The organism is Curtobacterium sp. NPDC087082, assembly GCF_044745045.1.
GTDB lineage: Bacteria > Actinomycetota > Actinomycetes > Actinomycetales > Microbacteriaceae > Curtobacterium.
The window spans coordinates 105,141-126,382 of the sequence record NZ_JBIUZN010000001.1 but is presented as its reverse complement, the minus strand read 5'-3'; the positions used below and the strand labels follow the sequence as shown (position 1 = coordinate 126,382).

Sequence of the window (21,242 nt, the reverse complement as noted above, 5' to 3'; positions counted from 1 at the left end):
CGTGCCCGGAAGGTCACTGCTTGCTGCTCGCACCCCGTCCCCGCCACCGCGCGGAGACCATCGCCCGTCCCCGCTGGTTCCGTGGGATCGCGATGGCGCTCGCCGTGCTCATCCCCACCGCGGGCGTCGCACTCGGCACCGAGGGCGTCGCCCAGGCCGCGGTCGTGCAGTGGGGCACCGGCTCGGACCAGTCGCCGAACTACCAGGCGACGGTCAACGGCGACTTCACGATGACGGGCAACGGCGTGCTCGCCTGCACCGGCTCCGCGCTCACCGCGACGAACACCAGCGGCAGCTGCACGGACCTGCACGCCAACAACCCCGGCACGGGCGTCTCCACGTCGTACAACGACTACTTCAAGATGGTGAACTCGAACACCGTCTCCGGCTTCACCACGAACTCGTCGACCGGCGCGCTGACGATCCCGGCGGGGGCCACCGTCGCGAAGGCCTACCTGGACTGGAGCGCCAACACGGGTGTCTTCACCGGCGCGGGCAACGTGACCTGCTCGGGCAACTCGGCGAACGGCTCGCAGTGGTACGCCACCCGACCGGACGCCGCCGCGGGCTACCGGACCCAGGGCGTGCAGTTCAAGGTCGGCTCCGGCGCGATCCAGACCGTCGCGCCGCAGGCCCTGCTCGAGGACCCGGCGTCGCAGGCGAGCGCGCTGTACTACTCGGCCTCCGCCGACGTCACGAGTGCGTTCGCGAACGCCACCACCGGGTCGGCCCTCACCATCAGCGCCGGCAACATCTGGGCAGCGGTCGGCGCCGGCTGCTACGCGGGCTGGTCGCTCACGGTCGTCTACGACTACGGCAAGTACGTGCCGGGCAACGCCGCGAGCGCCCCGCACCGCGTCATCTACTACCAGGGCCACGTGCGCGAGGCAGCGTCGGACAGCCCGCTCACCGTCAACTTCACCGGGTTCTCGGCGCTGCAGCCCGGTGTGAAGTTCGGCTACACGCTGTACGAGGGCGACCGCGGCATCACGGGCGACTACATGCGGTACACCCCGCAGGGCGGCAGTCCGACCGAGGTGCTCAACACGAAGAACGCCTCCGGCAACATCGGTGTCGGCCAGGCGGACGGGTCGGTGCGGTACACGCAGACCGGCGACACGTCGACCTTCACGAACCAGAGCGTCGACGTCCACACCCAGACGCTCAGCGGCGTCGACAAGGGCGACACGTCGATGACGCTCACCGTCGGCACGAGCGGTGACTCCTACCTGCTGCAGAACGCCGTGCTGTCCGTCCCGACCGCGGCGCTCAGCGTGGTGAAGACCCTGGACGGCAGCACGAACGACCAGTACCGCACCGCGACCGAGAACACCTCGTTCACGATCACGGTGACGAACAACGGCTCGGTGTCGCTGTCGAACATCCAGCTGACCTTCCCGGACACCGAGTCCTGCACGCCGTCGACGACGATCGCGGGGCCGCTCGCCTCCGGAGCGACCGCCACGGTCCGGTGCACGGGTCCGCCACCCACCGCCGCGTCCACCACGAGCTCGGTGACCGCGACCGGTCAGGTCACCGGCGACCCGACGATCACCGTCACCGACACGAACGCGACGAACACGTACCTGTCGTCGCTCGCGCTCACGAAGACCTCCGCCCTCGCCTCCGGCGCCACCGGCAAGGCGGGCGACACCGTGAACTACTCGTTCACCGCCACGAACTCCGGCACCTCGCCGCTCACCGGCGTCGCGATCACCGACCCGCTGTCGGGGCTCTCCGCGCTCGCCTACGGCACCTGGCCGTCCGGCACCAGCGGGACGCTCCAGCCCGGCCAGGCCGTCACCGCGACCGCCACCTACACGCTGACGCAGACCGACGTCGACGCCGGCTCGGTCGCGAACACCGCCACCGTCACCGGCACCGACCCGGACGGCGGCCCGAAGCCCAGCGCGACCGCGTCGCGCACCCAGCCGCTGACGGCCGCGAACGCCCTGACGCTGACGAAGGCCGGCGCCCTCGCGTCCGGGAGCACCGGCCGGGCCGGCGACACCGTGAACTGGACCTTCCGCCTGACGAACTCCGGCGCGCAGACCATCACCGGTGCCGCGATCACCGACCAGCTCGCCGGCGTCTCCGCCATCGCCTACGGCACCTGGCCGTCCGGCACCACCGGCCGACTCACCCCCGGGCAGACCGTCACCGCGACCGCCACCTCGACGCTCACCCAGGCGCAGGTCGACGCCGGGACGCTGACGAACACCGCGACCGCCGCCGGTCGGAGCGCCACCGGCAGCACCGTCACGGCACCCACCGCCACCGCCACCGTCGCGATCCCCGCCGCGAACGCACTCGTCCTGACCAAGAGCGGTGCCGTCGCCGCCGGGTCCACGGGCAAGGCCGGCGACACCGTGAACTGGTCGTTCACGCTGCGCAACACCGGCAACCAGACCGTCACCGCCGCCTCGATCACCGACCGGCTCGCCGGCGTCTCCGCGCTCACCTACGGCACCTGGCCGTCCGGCACGAGCGGCACGCTCGCGCCGGGGCAGACGGTGACCGCCACAGCGACCTCCGCGCTCACCCAGACCGACGTCGACGCGGGCAGCGTCGTGAACACCGCCGGAGCCGCAGCGAAGGGCGCCACCGGCGGCACCGTCACCGCGCCGGACGCGACGGCGACCGTGGCGGTGACCGATGCCTCCAGTCTGACCATCGTCAAGGACGGGACCCTGGCGTCCGGCGCGACCGGGCGGGCCGGTGACACCGTGTCCTGGACCTTCACCGTGACGAACGCGGGCAACCGCACCCTCACCGGCGTCACCATCGCCGACCCGCTCGCCGGGATCTCGGCGATCACGTACGGCACCTGGACCTCCGGCACGACCGGCAAGCTCGCGCCGGGCCAGTCCGTCACCGCGACGGCCACCTCGACGCTCACGCAGGCGCAGGTGAACGCCGGCTCGATCACGAACACCGCGACCGCGAACGGTAGCAACCCGTCCGGCACCGCCGTGACGAGCGGCCAGACCTCGAAGACCGTCAACATCGCGGCCGCACAGAAGATCGCCGTGACGAAGACCGGCGCGCTGGCGACCGGCGCCTCCGGCAAGGTCGGCGACACCGTGAACTGGCAGTTCAGCGCCACGAACACCGGCAACACCACGCTGTACGGCGTCGCGATCGCCGACGGGCTGAGCGGCATCTCCGCGCTGACCTACGGCTGGCCCGGCACCACCGGACAGCTCGACCCGAACCAGACCGTCACCGCGACGGCCACGTCCACGCTCACCCAGGCCGACGTCGACGCCGGCAGCGTGGTGAACACCGCGACCGGCGCGGGCAACACCCGTGCCGACGGCTCCGGCCAGCCCGCGTCGTCGACGACCTCCGCCACCGTCGCGGTGTCCCGCGCCCCGGGCATCGCGATCGCCAAGACCGGCGCGCTGGCGTCCGGGGCGACCGGCGCCGTCGGCGACACCGTGGACTACACGTTCACTGTTCGGAACTCCGGCAACACCACCCTCACCGGGGTGACCGTCGCCGACCCGCTCACCGGGCTGTCGACGATCGCGTACACGTGGCCGGGCACCGCCGGGCGGCTCACCCCCGGGCAGAGCGCCACGGGGACGGCGACCTACAAGCTGACCCAGAAGGACGTCGACGCCGGGTTCGTGCAGAACACGGCGACGGCGACCGGCACCGCCCCGAACGGCACCACCGCGACGAACGCCGCCACCGCACGGACGACCGTGCCGGCTACGCCGGGGATCGCGGTGTCGAAGACCGGCGCGCTGGCGTCCGGCGCGACCGGCCGCGCCGGTGACACCGTGGACTACACGTTCACCGCGCGGAACACCGGCAACCAGACGCTCACCGCCGTCCGCATCGGCGACGCCCTCGCCGGCGTCTCCACGCCGGTGTACGGCACCTGGCCCTCGGGGACCGCGGGCACCCTCGCTCCGGGCCAGACCGTCACGGCCACCGCGACGTACACGCTCACCCAGGCCGACGTCGACGCGGGCAGCGTGGTGAACACGGCCCGCGCGACCGCGACCACGCCCGCGCAGGGGTCCGTCACGGCCAGCAGCCCGCACACGCTGCCCGTCCCGTCCTCCGGCGCCCTGTCGTTCACGAAGACGGGTGCCGTCGCGGGGTCCGGTTCGCCGACCGCCGGTGGCACCGTGAACTGGACCTTCAGCGCCCGGAACACCGGCAACGTCACGCTCACGGGCGTCGCGATCACCGACCAGCTCGCGGGCCTGTCGTCGATCACGTACTCGTGGCCGGGGACCACCGGTCGCCTGGCGCCGGGGCAGACCGTCACGGCCACCGCGACCTCGACGCTGACCCAGGCGCAGGTCGACGCCGGGACCGTCCGGAACACCGCGACCGTCGCGGGCACCACCCCCGGCAACACCCTGGTCTCGCAGGCGACCGCCGCGTCGGTGTCCGTCGACCGGACCGTCGCGATCAGCGTCGCGAAGTCCGGCGCGCTCGACGCCGGGTCGACCGGCACCGCGGGTGACCGCACCACCTGGACCCTGCGCATCACGAACACCGGGACCACCACCCTGACCTCGGTCGGGGCGACGGACTCGCTCGCCGGGCTGTCCGGGCTGACGTACTCATGGCCCGGGACCGGCGGCACGCTCGCCCCGGGGCAGACCGCGACCGCGACGGCGACCGGCACGGTGTCCCAGACCGACCTCGACGCCGGCTCGGTGACGAACACCGCGACGGCGACCGGTTCCGGCCCGTCGGGCACCTCGACCGCCACCGCGCAGGGCTCCGGCACCATCCCGCTCACCGGGTCGCCCGCGCTCGGGTTCACCAAGTCGGTCGCCACGGGCACCGGGTACACCGGCCGCGCGGGCGACACCCTGGACTACACGTTCCGCGCCACGAACTCCGGCAACCAGACCCTGACCGGCGTCACGATCACCGACCCGCACGCGGGGCTCGGGACGCTGACGTACACCTGGCCCGGCGCCGCCGGGCGACTCGCACCGGGGCAGTCCGTGACGGCGACCGCGTCGTACACGGTGACCCAGGGCGACGTCGACGCGGGCACCGTGGCGAACCGTGCGACCGTGTCCGGCACCACGCCGCAGGGGACGGGTGTGTCCACGCCCGCGACCGCCGCGCAGACGATCACGCCGGCGCCGGGCATCGCGGTGTCGAAGAGCGCCGTCGTCGGGGGGACCGGCGCCGCGGGCGACACGGTCACGTACCGCTTCGACGTCGCGAACACCGGCACCACCACGCTCACGGGCGTCGGGGTGCGCGACCAGCTGGCCGGGCTGTCCGGGATCACGTTCGGCACGTGGCCGTCCGGCACCACGGGCACCCTCGCACCCGGGCAGACCGTGCGCGGGACCGCGACCTACACCGTCACCCAGTCCGACATCGACGCCGGCAGCATCGTCAACACCGCGACCTCGACGGCGACCACCCCGACCGGCGGCACCGTCCGGGCCACCGGCGCGGCCACGGTCACCCCGGCCTCGGGTGCACCGGCGATCTCCCTCGCGAAGACCGAGCGCCTCGCCACGAGTGCCACCGGCGTCGCGGGTGACACCGTCCGGCTCGGGTACACGATCACGAACAGCGGCAACCAGACCCTGACGAACGTGACCCTGACCGACGAGCAGTCCGGCCACTCCGCGTTCACCTACGGCACGTGGCCGTCCGGCACCGCGGGGACCCTCGGCGTCGGGCAGTCCGTCACGGTCACCGCGACCTACACGCTCACCCAGGCGGACGTGGACCGGGGCACCGTCTCGAGCGACGCCGCCACCACGGCTGTGTCGCCCGGTGGCACCACCGTCCGCGCGACCGACACCGGCTCGGCGAGCACGAAGCGCACCCCGGCGGTGTCCCTGACCGAGACGGGGTCCGTCACGAGCGGGTCCGGCGGCGTCGGCTCCGTCGTCACGTGGACGTACCAGGCGACGAACACCGGTTCCGTCACGCTCACCGTGCCCGAGGTCGTGCACGCCCTCGGCGGGACGGTGACGTACGCCTGGCCGAACGCGCCGAACACCCTCGCACCCGGCCAGACCGTCACCGCGACCACCACCTCCACCGTCACCCAGGCCGACGTCGACGCCGGCGCGCTGGTCGACACCTCGTCGGTCACCGGCACCGCACCGACCGGCACCGACCCGGCCACCGTGTCCGCCACGGCCGCCGCGACCGTCCCCACCTCGAGCGCGGCACCGGGGCTCGCCGTCACGAAGGCCGAGACCTTCGACGCCGACGGCTCGACGACCCGCGCAGCGACCGCGGGCGACCAGGTCGACATGCGCTACGTCGTCACGAACACCGGCAACGTGACGCTCACCGTCGTCGGCGTGCAGGACGCCCAGCGCGGCATCTCGAGCGTCGTCTTCGCCGACGGCGACACCACCATCACGCTCGCCCCCGGTCGCTCGGCGACCGCCACGGCGACCTACACGATCAGCCAGTCCGACGTCGACGCCGGCGGCATCCGTTCGGCGGCGACCGCGTTCGGCACCACCCCGGCCGGCACCCGCGTCACCGCGACCGCGACCGACGGCGTCACGATCACGCCGACCCCGGCCGTGACGCTGACGAAGACCGCCCGCTACGGCCAGTCCGCCGACGGCGCCGTGCAGAGCGGCCGGGTCGGCGACACCGTCGTCTTCTCGTTCCTCGCGACGAACACCGGTTCCGTCACCCTGAGCGGCCTCGCCCTGCGCGACCAGCTCATCGGGCTCGGCGCCTCGACCCCGGTCACCGACGCGGCGGCCGCCGGCCGGCTCCGCGACCTCGAGTGGTCCGGCGGGACGGCCGGGTCCCTCGCGCCCGGCGAGCGGCTCCGGGCCACCGCGCGGTACACGGTGACGCAGGCCGACGTCGACGCCGGCGCGATCACGAACACGGCGACCGTCACCGGCACCACGCCCGCCGGAGCCACCACGAGCCGCGACGCGACCGTGACGATCGCCACCGACGCCGACAACACCGCCGCGATCGGCATCGTCAAGGACGCGTCCGTCGCGGGCTCTGGTGGTGCGCCCCGCCCGGGCGACCCGGTCGACCTGGCGTACACCGTGACGAACACCGGCGACTTCACGCTGACCGGCGTGGGCATCACCGACGCCGGTGCCGACCCCGGCGACGGCGCCGTGACGTACGGCACGTGGCCGTCCGGGACGACCGGCACGCTCACCCCGGGCCAGACCGTCACCGCCACCGCCGTGCACACGCTGACCCAGGCGGACATCGACGCCGGGTACGTCACGAGCCCGGCGACGACCCGCGGCACCCCGTCCAACGGCGGCGCGGCCGTCACCGCGACGAGCTACCGGACGGTGCCCGTCACGCAGGTGAACACGTTCGACTTCACGAAGTCCGGCGTGCCCGCGGGCAGCAGTGCGGCCGTCGGCGACGACCTCCGCTTCACGCTCACCGCGCGGAACACCGGCAACACCACGCTCGACCTGCTGCAGATGACCGACCAGCTGCAGGGCGTCGGGGTGTTGTCGTACACGTGGCCGGACCCGTCCCGCCCCGGGGTGGTCGCACCGGGCGAGGTCGCCACGGCCACGGCGGCGTACACGATCAGCCAGGCCGACGTGGACGCCGGCAGCGTCGTGAACACCGCGAACGCCGTCGCCAGCCCGCCCGCGGGCGCCGCGATCACGAAGACCGCCACGAGCACCACCGCGGTCGACGCGAGCGCCCCGACGATCACCCTCGACAAGACCGAGGCCGTCGCCGACGGGTCCGCGGGCGTCGCCGGTGACACCGTGCGCTTCGGGTACACGATCACGAACACCGGTACGACGACGCTGACGGGCGTCGGGCTGACCGACGAGCAGCAGGGGCTGTCCGGCATCGTGTTCGGCGCCTGGCCCTCGGGGACGACCGGCACGCTCGCCCCGGGCCAGTCGGTGACCGCGACCGCGAGCCACCGGCTCACCCAGGCGGACGTCGACCGTGCCGCGGCGGACACCGACGGCCACGTCGCACTGTCCAGCGGTGCCACCACCACCGCGACCGACCGGCGCAGCGGAGCCGCGGTCTCGGCGACCGACGACGGCAGCGTCGTGCTCGACCCGACCTCGGCCGTGTCGACGCGCAAGACGGCCGCGGTCGTCGGCGCCGGCGACGTCGGTGCCGTTCGGGTCGGCGACGTCGTCCGGTACACCGTCACCGCGACCAACGCGGGGCAGACCACCCTCACCGCCGTGACGGTCGACGACCCGCTCGACGGGCTCGGCACCCCCACCACGACGTGGCCGAACGCCACGGCGGGCACCCTCGCGCCCGGCCAGGCGGTCGTCGTCACGGCGGACCGCACGGTCACGCAGGACGACGTGGACGCCGGGTCGATCGCGAACACCGCGACCACCACGGGCACCACCCCCGCCGGCACGACCGTGTCCGGATCGGGGACGCGCACCGTCGTCACGACGACCGGAGCGCCGGGCATCGGGATCCAGAAGACCGAGACGAACCGGGGAGCGGGCGCCGCCGGCGACACCGTCGACCTCACGTTCACGGTCACGAACACCGGCGACGTCACGCTCAGCGGCGTGGGGGTCACCGATTCGCAGCAGGGTCTGTCCGCCGTCCGGTTCGACGCCTGGCCCGGTGGCACCGCCGGACGCCTCGCGCCCGGGCAGTCCGTCGTCGCCCACGCCACGTACACGCTCACGCAGCAGGACGTCGACCGCGGCAGCATCGCGAGCACCGCGACGACCACGGGCACGCCGCCCCGCGGCGCCGACGTGGCCGCGTCCGACGACGGCGGCGTGACCGTGGCACCGCGCGGCGCCCTGTCGATCGACAAGACCGGCAGCCTCGGCGGCTCGACGGGTGCGGTCGGCGACACCGTCCGCTACACGTTCCGCGTTGCCAACACCGGCACCTTCACCGTCAGCGGGGTCGAGGTCGCCGACGTCCTCGCCGGGGTGTCCGACGTCGAGGTCGCCGACTGGCCGACCGCCGCCGGACGGCTGGCCCCCGGGCAGGTCGTCACCGGTACCGCGACGTACCGCGTCACCCAGGCCGACGTGGACGCCGGCAGCGTCCTGAACGACGCCACCGTCACCGGCCGCACCCCCGCGGGCGACACCGTCACGGCGTCCGACGCCGCGACCGTCGCGCTCGCCACGGCCGTGCCCGGCATCCGGCTCGACAAGACCGAGCAGCTCGCCGGCGGTGCGACCGGCACCGCGGGCGACACCGTGCGGTTCGGGTACACCATCACGAACACCGGCACGGCGACGCTGTCCGCCGTCGCGCTCGAGGACGCCCAGGCGGGGCTGTCCGACATCGTGTTCGGCACCTGGCCGACCGCCGTCGGCACCCTCGCGCCCGGCGGGTCCATCACGGCGACGGCGTCGTACACGCTGACCCAGGCGGACGTGGACCGCGGCAGCGTCGCGAGCACCGCGACCACGACGGGCACGGGCCCGACCGGCACCCGGGTCGGCGACGCGGCGCAGGGTTCCGTCGCGCTCACCGCGGCCGCGGGCGTCGGCGTCACGAAGCGCGCCGCGTACGTCGACGGCGGCACCGGCCGAGTCGGCGACACCGTCCGCTACACCTTCACAGTCACGAACACCGGCCAGGTCACGCTCGGCTCGGCCCGCGTGACGGACCGCCTCGCCGGACTCGGCACGATCACGGTGGGGGCCGGCCCGAACGGCGACGGCTCGCTCGCACCGGGACAGTCGACCACCGCGACGGCCGGCTACACGGTGACGCAGGCCGACGTCGACGCGGGCGCCGTCGTCAACCAGGCGACCGTCACGGCGACGCCGGCGCGCGGCGCGGACGTCACGGCATCCGACAGCGCGACGATCCGCACGGACGACGGAGCGCCCGCGATCGCGCTGACGAAGACCGAGCAGCGCACCACGACCGGCACCCCGGCCGTCGGTGACACGGTCCGACTCGGCTACACGATCACGAACACGGGGAACCAGACGCTCCGGGGCGTCGTGGTCGCGGACGCCCAGACCGGCACGAGCGCGGTCACGTACGGCACGTGGCCGGGCACCGCGGGCACGCTCGCTCCGGGCCGGTCCGTCACCGCGACCGCGACGTACGCGCTCACGCAGGCGGACCTCGACGCGGGTCGCGTCGCGAGTGCCGCCACCGCCACCGGCACGGCACCGACGGGAGGCACGGTGCGCGCCACCGACACCGCCGGCGTCGACCTCGCCCAGGCTCCAGGGCTCACCCTGCTCAAGCAGGGCCGGCTCGCGCCCGGTGCGACCGGGTCCGCGGGCGAGGGCATCCGCTACACCTTCACGGCCACGAACACCGGCAACGTGACGGTCACGCTGCTCGACCTCATCGACCGCATGCCCGGTCTCAGCGACCCGACCGTCGACGAGTGGCCGGGAGCGGTCGGCGTCCTCGCCCCGGGTCAGACCGTCACCGCCTCGGCGACGTACACGATCACGCAGTCCGACGTCGACGCCGGCGCCGTCACCAACACCGCGACCGTCGTGGGGCGTGCACCCGACGGCTCCGACGTGACCGGGACCGACGGCACCACCGTCGAGACCGCCGCGTCCGGCCCGCGCATCGGCGTGGTGAAGACCGCGGCACTCGCGAGCGGGTCGACCGGTGTCGCCGGCGACCGCGTCGAGTACACCTACGCGATCACGAACACCGGCAACGTCACCCTGACCGGCGTCACCGCCCGCGACGACCAGACCGACGCGTCCACCGTCGTGTACGGCACGTGGCCGGGCACCGCCGGGCGCCTCGCACCGGGGGAGACCGTCACCGCGACGGCGTCCCACGTGCTCACCCAGGCCGAGGTCGACCGCGGCACCCTGACGAGCACCGTCACGGCCTCGGGCAACGCCCCCGGTGGCACCGGGGTCAGCGACGCCGACACCCGCTCGGTGACCATCGCCCCGTCGCCGTCGATCACGCTGTCGAAGACCGCCGCGTACGCCGACGAGGGGACCGGCCGCGTCGGCGACTCCGTGCGCTACACGTTCCGCGCGGAGAACACCGGCAGCGTCACCCTCACCGGGATCACGGCGTCCGACCGGCTCGCCGGGCTCTCCGCGATCGACGCCGACTGGCCGGGCACGGCGGGGACCCTCGCCCCGGGCGCGGTCGTCACCGCGACGGCGACGTACACGGTCACCCAGGCCGACGTCGACGCCGGCAGCGTCGTCAACCAGGCGACCGTCGTCGGCAACCCGCCGACCGGCGCACCGGTGACCGCGACCGACGGCGCGACGATCCGCACCGCGGACCCGTCCGACGTGATCGCGCTCGTGAAGGACGAGCGCGTCACCTCGGGCACCGGGGTCGCCGGTGACACCGTCACGCTCACGTTCACCGTCTCGAACCCCGGGAACCGAACGCTCACCGGCGTCACGCTCGACGACGACCAGACGCGCCTCGGCGCCGTGACCTACAGCACCTGGCCCGGCACCGTCGGCACGCTCGCGCCCGGGCAGTCCGTCACCGCGACCGCCACGTACACGCTCACCCAGGCGGACGTCGACCGGGGCTCGATCGCGAGCACCGCCACGACGACGGCGACCGTCCCCTCCGGCGAGGTCGTCACCGCCACGGCCGACGGCGGCCTGGACACCGTCCGCACCGGGTCGTGGACGTTCGACAAGACCGGCGTGCTCGCGGACGGCGACCGGGGCGACCTGGGCGACCGCATCGACTGGACGTACCGGGTGACGAACACCGGCACCGTCACGCTCACCGACGTCTCGGTCGCCGACGCCCTGCCCGGGGTCTCCGCGCCCGTCGTCGGGACGTGGCCGAACGGCACCGCCGGGCAGCTCCTGCCCGGGCAGTCGGTGACCGCCACGGCACGCTCGACCGTCACGCAGTCGGACGTCGACGCCGGCAGTGTCGTGAACACCGCGACCGCCGACGCCACCGTGCCGACCGGCGTGAGCGACCCCGGTCCGGAGCGGGACGCTGCGACGGTCGCGCTGCGCGCCTCGACCCAGCAGATCGCCGTCACGAAGACCGCGAGCCTGGCCGACGGCGCGACCGGCACGGCCGGCGACACGGTCGAGTTCGGCTACGTCGTGACGAACACCGGCACGTCGACGCTCCGCGGTGTGACGCTCGCCGACGCGCAGACCGGCACGTCCGCGATCACGATCGCCTGGCCGGGGACCACCGGGGTGCTCGCACCCGGGGAGTCCGCACGCGCCTCCGCGGCCTACGCGCTCACGCAGGCCGACGTCGACGAGGGGACCCAGGCCTCCCGGGTCACCGCGACCGGCACCGCACCCGGTGGCGCGACCGTCGACGCTGCCGACACCGCCGCCGTCGCGATCACCGCGCGCCCGGCCCTGGAGCTGGCCGAGCAGGGTGCGCTCGCACCCGGCGCGACCGGCGCCGTGGGCGACACCGTGCAGTGGACGTACACCGTGACGAACTCCGGCACCGTGTCCCTCGACCGGACCGCGATCGCCCAGCAGCTCCAGGGCACCGGCGACGTGACGTTCGGCACCTGGCCCGGCACCCCGGGCGCGCTCGCACCGGGGCAGACCGTCACCGCGACGGCGATCTCGACGATCACGCAGGCCCAGTTCGACGCGGGCCGGGTGACCAACCCGGCCACCGCCTCCGGGACCGCGCCGGACGGCGCCGTCGTCACCGCCGACGCGACCGCGACGGTCGAGACCGGCCCCGCCGACGCCCGCATCGGGATCACGAAGACCGCCACGCTGCCGGACGGCGACACCGCCCCGCGGGCCGGCGACGTCGTGACGTTCACCTACCGGGTGACGAACAGCGGGACGTCGACGCTCGCCGGCGTCACGGTGACCGACGCGCAGGACGGCGTGGGCACCGTGTCGTACGACTGGCCCGGGACCCCGGGCACGCTCGCACCGGGGCAGGTCGTCACCGCGACCGCGACGTACACGCTGACCCAGGCGGACGTCGACCACGGGAGCGCCGGCAGCGCGGCGACCACGAACGGCACGCCGCCGACCGGCACCGACGTCACGGCCAGCGCGGACGCGACGCTCGTGCTGCCCGGCGCCCCGGCGCTCACCGTCGGCAAGGACGGCGCGCTCGCGGACGGTGCGGCCGGGTCCGTCGGCGACACCGTCGACTACCGCCTGACGATCCGGAACACCGGCACCACCACCCTGCGCGACGTCGCCGCCAGCGACCCGCTGCCGGGGCTCGGCGCGCTGGAGTACCCGGACGGGTTCGACGGCACGCTCGCCCCCGGGGCCGACGTCGTCGCGACCGCGGCGTACACGGTCACGCAGGAGGACGTCGACGCCGGCAGCGTCGTGAACACCGCGACGGCGACGGCGAACCCGCCGACCGGTGGCCCGGTCTCGGCCGCGGGCAGCGCCACGGTGCCCCTCGCCGCGGCCGACGCCGGCATCGACATCGTCAAGACCCAGCGCCTCGCCGACGGTGCAGCGGGGCGTGCGGGCGACCAGGTGGCGTTCACGTTCACGATCACGAACACCGGGGCGGCGACGCTCCGCGGGGTCACCGTCGCGGACGGCCAGCCCGGCCTCGGCGCGATCTCGGTCGACTGGCCCGCGACGTCCGGTGTCCTCCGACCCGGGCAGACCGCCACGGCCACGGCGACGTACACGCTGACCCAGCAGGACGTCGACCGCGGTTCGGTCTCGAGCACGGCGACCACGACCGGCACGAGCCCGGCCGGGGCGACCGTGCGGGCCTCGGACGCCGGGTCGACCACCGTCACCGGGACCCCGGGCCTGACCGTCGCGAAGTCCGGCGCACCCGCGTCCGGGACGACCGCGGGCCGTGGCACCGAGCTCCGCTGGACGATCGACGTCCGGAACAGCGGCACCGTCACGCTCACCGGGGTCGCGGTCACCGACGACCTCGCCGGCTTCCGGACCACCGACACGGCGTGGCCGGCGGCGGAGGGCACCCTCGCGCCGGGCGAGACCGTTCGGGTCACGGGCACGAGCACCGTCGGCCAGACGGACGTCGACGCCGGCGGGGTCGTGAACACCGCACGGGCGACCGGCACGGCACCGGACGGCGTCGTGGTGGACGGCGGCGGCGCCGCGACGGTCCCGACGGGCACCGCGGCCGCGGGGATCTCGATCGTGAAGACCGCGACCCTGGCCCCGGGGACGACCGGCGCCGCCGGCGACACCGTCCGGTACCACTACGTCGTCACGAACGGCGGGGACACGACCCTGCGCGGGGTCACCGTGCGCGACGCCGGAGCGGGGGTCTCCGCGATGACCTACGCCTGGCCGGGCGAACCGGGCGTGCTCCTGCCGGGCGAGACCGTCGAGGTGGACGCGACCGTCGTCGTCACCCAGGCGGACGTGGACGCCGGGTCGCTGTCCTCGCCGGCGACGGTCGTCGGCACCGCTCCGGGTGGCAGCACCGTCACCGACACCTCCGAGGCCGGGGTCTCCCTGCCGAACGCGCCGCACCTGACGCTCGACAAGCGCGGAGTGCTCGCGGCCGGGGCGACCGGCGCCGTCGGGGACCGCGTGGACTACACGTTCACCGTGACGAACGACGGCTCCGCGCCGATCACGGGCGTCACCCTGGACGACGGCCTCGCCGGGCTCACCGACGTCACCTGGACCTGGCCGGGCACCGCCGGCACGCTCGCCCCCGGTGAGCAGGCGACCGGCACCGCCGGATACCGCATCACCCAGGCGGACGTCGACGCCGGCGGCGTGGTGAACACCGCGACCGTCGGTGGCACCGGACCGGACGGCACCGACGTCACGAGCGGGGCCTCCTCGGCCACCGCACCCGTCGCCGGCCGCGGCTCGCTCACGATCGACAAGACCGTGCAGTACGCCGCCGGGACCGACGGCGCCGTGGGGCAGCAGCTGCAGTACGGCTTCACGCTCGTGAACACCGGCACCGTCACCCTGCGCGGCGTGCACGTCGACGACCGGCTCGCCGGGCTCTCCGACGTCGCCTACGGGCAGTGGCCCGGCGCCGCGGGCGTCCTCGCCCCCGGGCAGCGCGTGACCGCCACGGCGACCTACGTGATCGGTCAGGCCGACGGCGCTTCGGGTAGCGTCGAGAACAGCGCGACGGCGATCGGGACGCCGACGCCCGGGACCCTGCCCGGCACCGGCCCGATCACCTCAGCGCCCGACACCGTCCGGATCGCGGTCCACCCGGCCGCGGGGGTCCCTGCCCTCGCGTTCACCGGGTCCGACCCCGTGCCGGCAATCGCCGTGGCCGCACTCCTCGTGGCACTCGGCATCGCAACGGCGGTCATCGGGAGCCGCCGTCGCCCCAGGAAGGAACACCGATGACCCTGCGCCCCTCGCGCTCCCTGTCCGTCCGGCTCCTGGCACTCGCCGGGGTCGCCGCCCTCGGCGTCGGCCTCGCCGGCTGCTCGGGCGGTGACGGCCCCGACGCGAAGCCCTCGGCGTCCTCGACCACGGCCGCCACGGAGCGTCCGGCGATCACCGACGTGGAGACCCCGGCCGGCGGCACCGGTGAGTTCGTGGGCGCGAAGTCCGACGTGCAGGTCACCTCGTGCAAGCGCTCCGGCTCGTCGTGGGCCGTCGCCGGGACCGTGAAGAACCCCGAGAAGACCGGCCAGGGCTACCGCATCTACGTCTCGCTGCTCAAGGGGCAGTCGGACACCCGCGCCGTGAAGGAGGTCGACGTCGCCGCCGTCGGCGCCGGTGCGTCGGAGGACTGGGACACCACGATCGACACCTCGGAGAGCGGCCTCTCCTGCGTGCTGCGCGTGGAGCGCTTCGCGGCCTGACGGCCCGTCCACCGGTGGTGCCCCTCCCTCGCCCGCACGCGACCGCCCAGGTGGGCGGTGTCCGTCGCGCCACGCCGCTCCTCCACCGGGCGCGGCTGGTGTCGACGATCGAGCGAGCCGTCCGCGCCGGCGGGGTGGTCGTCGTCGCCGGCCCACCGCGGTCCGGCGTGACGACGCTCGTCGCCGACTGGGCGGACCGGACGTCGGTGCCGGTCGAGCACGCCGCGGGCGCCACGGGGCAGCTCCGGCAGGTGGCCGACGACGAGCGGGCCGGGAGGCGCGCCCTCCTCGTCGACGACGCCCACCTGCTCGGGACGGCCGGCACCAGGGCCCTGCTCGCCGCCGGCGCGGAGCGTCCCGTCGTCCTCGCCGGACGGCCGGGGGCCGTGCTCGCCGCCGTCGCCGACGAGACGCACGCCACCGTGATCGGCCCCGGGGACCTCGCGTTCGACGCCGCCGAGACCGCCGCCCTGCTCGGCCGTGCGGTCGGTGTCGTGATCGCCCCCGCGTTCGTCGCCCGGACCGCTGCCGAGGTGGGCGGTGTCGCGGGCGTGCTCGCCGCTGCCGCCACCGCGGTCGCCGACGAGGACCGGCCACCCGTCGACCTCGCCGCACGGTTCGACCACGCGGCGACGGCGGCGACCGGTGCGTGGGTCCGCGAGACCGTGCAGGACCCGTGGCTGCGGACCTTCGGGGAACGGGCCGCGGTGGTGCCGTCCGCCCCGGACGAGTTCCTGGCCGAGCTCGGCGGAGAGGCAGACGTCGACCTCGCCTCGGTGCACCGGGCAGCCGCGGACGCCGGCCTCGGACAGCTCGACGACGACGGGTTCACCTGGTTCGACGGCATCGCCCGGGCACTCCGGGCCGCCGGTGCCGCGACGGACGCCGAGCGCCACCGCGAGGTCGTCCGTCGGGCCGCGGCGTGGGCGATCACCCACGACGACACCGTCACCGCCATCGACGCGGCCGTCCAGCTCGACGACCTCGACCTGCTCTCCGACGTCCTCACCGCCGCGTGGACACGGATCACCGGCCCCGGGGCCCCGGCGATCGCCCGGCTCCTCGACCCGATCCGTCCGAAGCGCGCGGCACGGCACCCCGTCGTGCTCGCCGCGATCGCCCGGTCGGAGTCCGCCGCCGACCGGCACCACGCACGAGCCTCCCGGGTGAACGCCGCCGTCATCCCCGCGGTGGCCGCCGTCCTGCCCACCGCCCCGCCCGCCGACGCCGTGTTCCTCGCCTCGATCGACGCACAGGCCCGGCGGATCGTGGGCGACGACGTGGGCGCCGTGGCGGCGGCGAGCACGGCCCGGACCCGGCTCGACGCGCTCGACGCGACGTCCGCCGACCGACTCGCACCGCGCCTCCCGTTCGTCCTCCAGCAGATCGCGGCCACCGAGCTGGCGGACCGCGACGGCGAGGGGGCACTCGCCACCCTCGCCCGCATCGAGCCCGTCGAGGGTGCCGACGGCGACCTGCAGCGTGCGGCCGCCGAGGGACTGACGGCGCTCGTGCACGCCCTCGGCGGCGAGGTGGACGTCGCGCGCCGGCTGCTCGACGGCGGACGACCGCTCGACGTTCCCACGGGCGCCCTCGCGACGGCGATCGTCGCGCTGGAGCAGGGCGAGCCGGACGAGGTGCAGCAGATCCTCCGCAGGGTCGACCCGCTCTTCGGCGCGTTCGAGCACTGGCCGATCGTGCTCGCCCTCCGCGCCCGTGCCAGCACCGTCGCCGGGCGGGTCCCGCCGGCCGACCAGCTCGCCGCGCACGACGCAGGGGTGCAGCGCTACCGGCAGCGCAGCACCGCCGGGGGCGTCGGCGCTCGGATGCTCGCCCTCGCCCGGGTGCGGCTCCAGCTCGCCGCCGGACAGCTGTCGCAGGCCGAGCGTGCGCTCGGGGCGCTCGGGCCGGTGCAGGTCTGGAACGCCGCCGAGCACATGGGCCTCGCACTCGCCCGGGCCGAGCCGGAGCGGGCACTCGCCATCGTCAACGCCGTCACCGTGCACGGGGTCTACCAGGCCCGCACGACCGCGCTCCTCGTGCTGCTGCGGGCCGTGGCGCTCCGACGGACCGGTGACGTGCTCGGCGCGGTCGCGGCCTTCCACGAGGCGATGGACCTGTTCGACCGGCACGGCCTCCGCGGGGAGCTGCTCACGCCGCCGCGGGACGACGTCCGGCAGCTTGTCGAGGCGTCGGGGGACGAGCGGGTGCGGGCGCTGTGGGCGTCGCTGAGCGGGCTGCGGTCGGTGTTCCCGGGGCCGGACGTCGGCGTGGTGCTGTCCGAGCGGGAGTCCGTCGTCCTGGGGCTGCTCGGGGAGCCGTTGAGCGTGCCGGGGATCGCGTCGGAGCTGCACGTGTCGGTGAACACCGTGAAGACCCAGGTGCGGAGCGTGTACCGGAAGCTCGGGGTGTCGACGCGGCGCGAGGCCGTGGAGCAGGGGCGGTCGCTCGGGTTGTCCGGGGCGTAGGCGTCAGCGCGCCGCGGTGGTGCGCTGGTCGTCCGGCGCGTCGGCGTCAGCGCGCAGGGGCGGTCGCTCGGGTCGTCCGGCGCGTCGGCGTCAGCGCGCCGCGGTGGTGCGCCGCGCGACCAACCGGGGTTCGACCAGGACCTCGGTCGCCGCCGACGTCGGGTCGGCGATCCGCGCGAGGAGCCGCTCGCCGGCGCCACGCCCGATCTCGACACTGCGGTCGTCGATGCTCGTGAGCCCCACGTACCGCGTCGCCGCGAGCGGGGTGTCGTCGTAGCCCATGACCGACACGTCCTCGGGGACGCGCAGCCCACGCTCGGCGAGCTCGGACAGCGCGCCGAGCGCCATCACGTCGTTCGCGGCGAAGACGGCCGTCACCTCGGGGTGCGCGTCGAGGAGTTGCGCCAGGGCGCGCGACCCGGCCTCCTCGGTGGGCTCGCCCGGGAGCACGACCGTCGCGACCTCGGCGCGGCCGTCGACACCGGCGGTGAACCCCGTGCGTCGTTCGTCGGACGCGGCCGACGAGGCACCGACGAACCCGAGCCGCGTGTGGCCGAGGGCGAGCAGGTGCTCCGCGGCCATCGCCCCGCCCGCACGGTCGTCGTTCGCCACGGTGTCCGCGCGGGGGATCGCGACGCGGCCGCCGGCGATGACGAGCGGGGTCGAGGCGGGGATCGCGAGGTCGGTGTCGGGTTCGCCGGCGATGACGATCCCCTCGACGCGCATGGACAGGAAGCCCTCGACCGGCGAGGCGTCGAGCCCGGTGTTGAGGAACCGGTCGGCGACGACGAGTCGGTGGCCCTGGTCCTGCAGTGCCTCGCGCAGGCCGGTCAGCAGGTCGACGAACCACTGGTTCCGGAAGTCGTCGAGGACGACGCCGATCGTCCGGGAGCGCGTGCCCGCGAGCGACACCGCGGCCGTGGAGGGGCGGTAGTCGAGCTCCTGGATCGCCTTGAGCACCGCGTCACGCCGCTGTTGGCTCACCCGCGGGGAGCGCTGCAGGACGAGCGACACGAGGGACTTCGAGACCCCGGCGCGCGCGGCGACGTCGTAGATGGTCGCGGGTTTGCCGGCTCCCATGATCTGCATCGACCTCCGTGGCTCTCCCGTCGATGGTAGCGGGGGTGGCGCGCGGGCGGCGCGCGGCCGGCACGCGGCCGCTTCGTGAGCAGAAATGGTCGGGTGCGTGGTGCCGGCCCGACATCGTCTGCTCACGATCTACGCGTGGTCACTCCTCCACACGGGAGGCGCGGTGCGAGTTCTGCACGAGTGCTTCCGTTCGGGGGTGGTGCGGGGGCGCGGGGCGCGAGGGTGACCGCATGCGACCACGCCCGCTTCCGCCCGCGCTCCGCAACCGCGCGTTCGACGTCCACGCCGCGGACCGTGCAGGAGTCTCCCGACAGCGACTCCGTCGGAGCGACCTCGTCCGGCCCACCCGTTCGATCCGGTGGGCCCGCGACCGCCCACCCGACGCCGTGCACCGGATCCGAGCCCTCCGGCCGGTCCTGCTGCCCGGACAGTTCGTCAGCCACGTCTCCGCCGCCGTGCTCTGGGGGCTGCCCGTCCCGGTCGACGACGAGGCACCGGTGCACGTCACGAGTCCGATCCCGACCGCCCAACCGCGTCGCACGGGCGTGGTCGGACACCGGATCACGCCCGACCGAGCGGACGTCGCCGAGCGGTGGGGCATGCCCGCGAGCACTCCCGCAGCGCTGTGGGTCGACTGCGGCGCGATGCTGACGACCGACGAGCTCGTCGTGCTCGGCGACGCGATCGTGACCGAGCCACGGTGTCGCACGACGATCGACGACCTTCGGACCGCACTCGTCCGGGCCGGAGCCCGAGCAGGCGTCCGCAAGCTGCGGACGGCGATCGAGCTGGTCCGGGTCGGTGCCGGTTCGCCCCAGGAGACGCGGGCGCGGCTCGCGATCGTCCGCGCGGGCCTTCCCGAACCGGAACTGCAGGTCGAGATCCGAGACGAGGCAGGGTCGTTCGTCGGTCGGGTCGACATGGCCTACCCGCGGCACCGCGTCCTGATCGAGTACGAGGGCGACCACCACCGCACGGATGCCGCGCAGTGGGCCAGCGACCTCCGTCGCTACCGCGAGGCCGAGCGCCTCGGCTGGGTCGTCGTCCGGTGGTCGCGCTCGGACCTCACCCGGTACCTCGCTGAGGCCATCGGACACCTGCGGTCGGTGCTCACACGCCGGGGGTAGCGTCCGGGCAATGGCGACGCTGCTCATCACCGGGGCCGCAGGACGCATCGGCGCTGCACTCCGGCCCCGACTCCTCGCGGCCGGTCACGACCTCGTGCTGTTCGACGAGCGCACGCCGGACGACCCACCGACCGGTGGTGAGCGCTTCGTGCCCGGGTCGGTGCACGACGCCGATGCCCTCGACGACGCGCTGATCGGCGTCGACACCGTCGTCCACCTGGCGGGCATCCCGACCGAGGCCGCGTGGGACGACCTCGTCGCGGCGAACCTCACCGGGACGAAGAACGTGCTCGAGCGAGCGGCCGCGGCCGGGGTCCTCCGGGTCGTCCAGGCGAGTTCGATCCACGCCGTCGGCCGAGTGCCCGAGCCGCTCGACGAACCGGGGAGCGTGCCCGGGGACCGGCTGCCCCGTCCGGACACGTACTACGGCGTGACGAAGGCCGGGATGGAACTCCTCGGCAGTCTCTTCGCCGATCGGTTCGGGATGTCGATCGTCTCGGCACGCATCGGGGCGTTCGGCGAGCAGCCGTCGTCCGGTCGTGCGCTCCTGATGTGGAGCTCGCCGGACGACCTGGTTCGGTTGGTGCTGGCGACGGTCGCGCTCCGGGACCCGGGGCACCACGTCGTGTGGGCGCTGTCCCGGAACACCGGGTCCCCGGCCGACCTCACCGCGGGGGAGCGGATCGGCTTCGTGCCGGTCGACGACGCCTCGGGCGTGCTGGACCCTGACGCCCGTGCGGCCCTGCCCGCCGAGGACCTCCGCTACCTCGGCGGCGACATGGTCGAGCTGCCGCTCGGGCGAAGCACTTCGTGAGCAGAAACGGTCGGGTTCCCTGAGGTCACCCGACCATTTCT

At 74.7% G+C, this 21,242-nt stretch carries 6 protein-coding genes; 5 read left to right on the top strand and 1 reads right to left on the bottom strand.

From position 1 onward, the window contains the following. Positions 1-20 precede the first annotated feature (20 nt). The 3 genes from ACIPEP_RS00535 to ACIPEP_RS00525 are packed head-to-tail and all read left to right on the top strand — an operon-like array spanning position 21 to position 18,171. The gene (locus ACIPEP_RS00535) at positions 21-15,239 is read left to right on the top strand and encodes a hypothetical protein (RefSeq protein WP_402716155.1); all 15,219 of its coding nucleotides are present in this window, start codon (positions 21-23) and stop codon (positions 15,237-15,239) included. Continuing rightward, positions 15,236-15,703, top strand: coding sequence for a hypothetical protein (locus ACIPEP_RS00530; RefSeq protein WP_402716154.1), 468 nt, complete (start codon positions 15,236-15,238; stop codon positions 15,701-15,703). Before ACIPEP_RS00535 ends, ACIPEP_RS00530 begins: the two co-directional genes overlap by 4 nt. Positions 15,704-15,717: 14 nt before the next feature. Then, positions 15,718-18,171 (top strand): LuxR C-terminal-related transcriptional regulator, encoded by a 2,454-nt coding sequence (locus ACIPEP_RS00525; RefSeq protein ID WP_402716153.1) that lies wholly within the window; start codon positions 15,718-15,720, stop codon positions 18,169-18,171. A gap of 90 nt (positions 18,172-18,261) precedes the next feature. Here the strand turns inward: ACIPEP_RS00525 and ACIPEP_RS00520 are convergent, their stop codons facing one another. After that, complete coding sequence (locus tag ACIPEP_RS00520) at positions 18,262-19,260, bottom strand: LacI family DNA-binding transcriptional regulator (protein ID WP_071303471.1); 999 nt, start codon at positions 19,258-19,260, stop codon at positions 18,262-18,264. A 230-nt stretch (positions 19,261-19,490) separates the two neighbouring features. Between ACIPEP_RS00520 and ACIPEP_RS00515 the strand changes: the two genes are divergently transcribed. Then, a complete protein-coding gene (locus tag ACIPEP_RS00515) occupies positions 19,491-20,387 on the top strand; it encodes a hypothetical protein (protein WP_175495978.1) in 897 nt (298 codons plus the stop codon). Positions 20,388-20,397: 10 nt separating this feature from the next. Beyond that, positions 20,398-21,201: an NAD(P)-dependent oxidoreductase gene (locus ACIPEP_RS00510; RefSeq protein WP_175495977.1), complete on the top strand. Its 804-nt coding sequence runs from the start codon at positions 20,398-20,400 to the stop codon at positions 21,199-21,201. Positions 21,202-21,242: the final 41 nt, after the last annotated feature.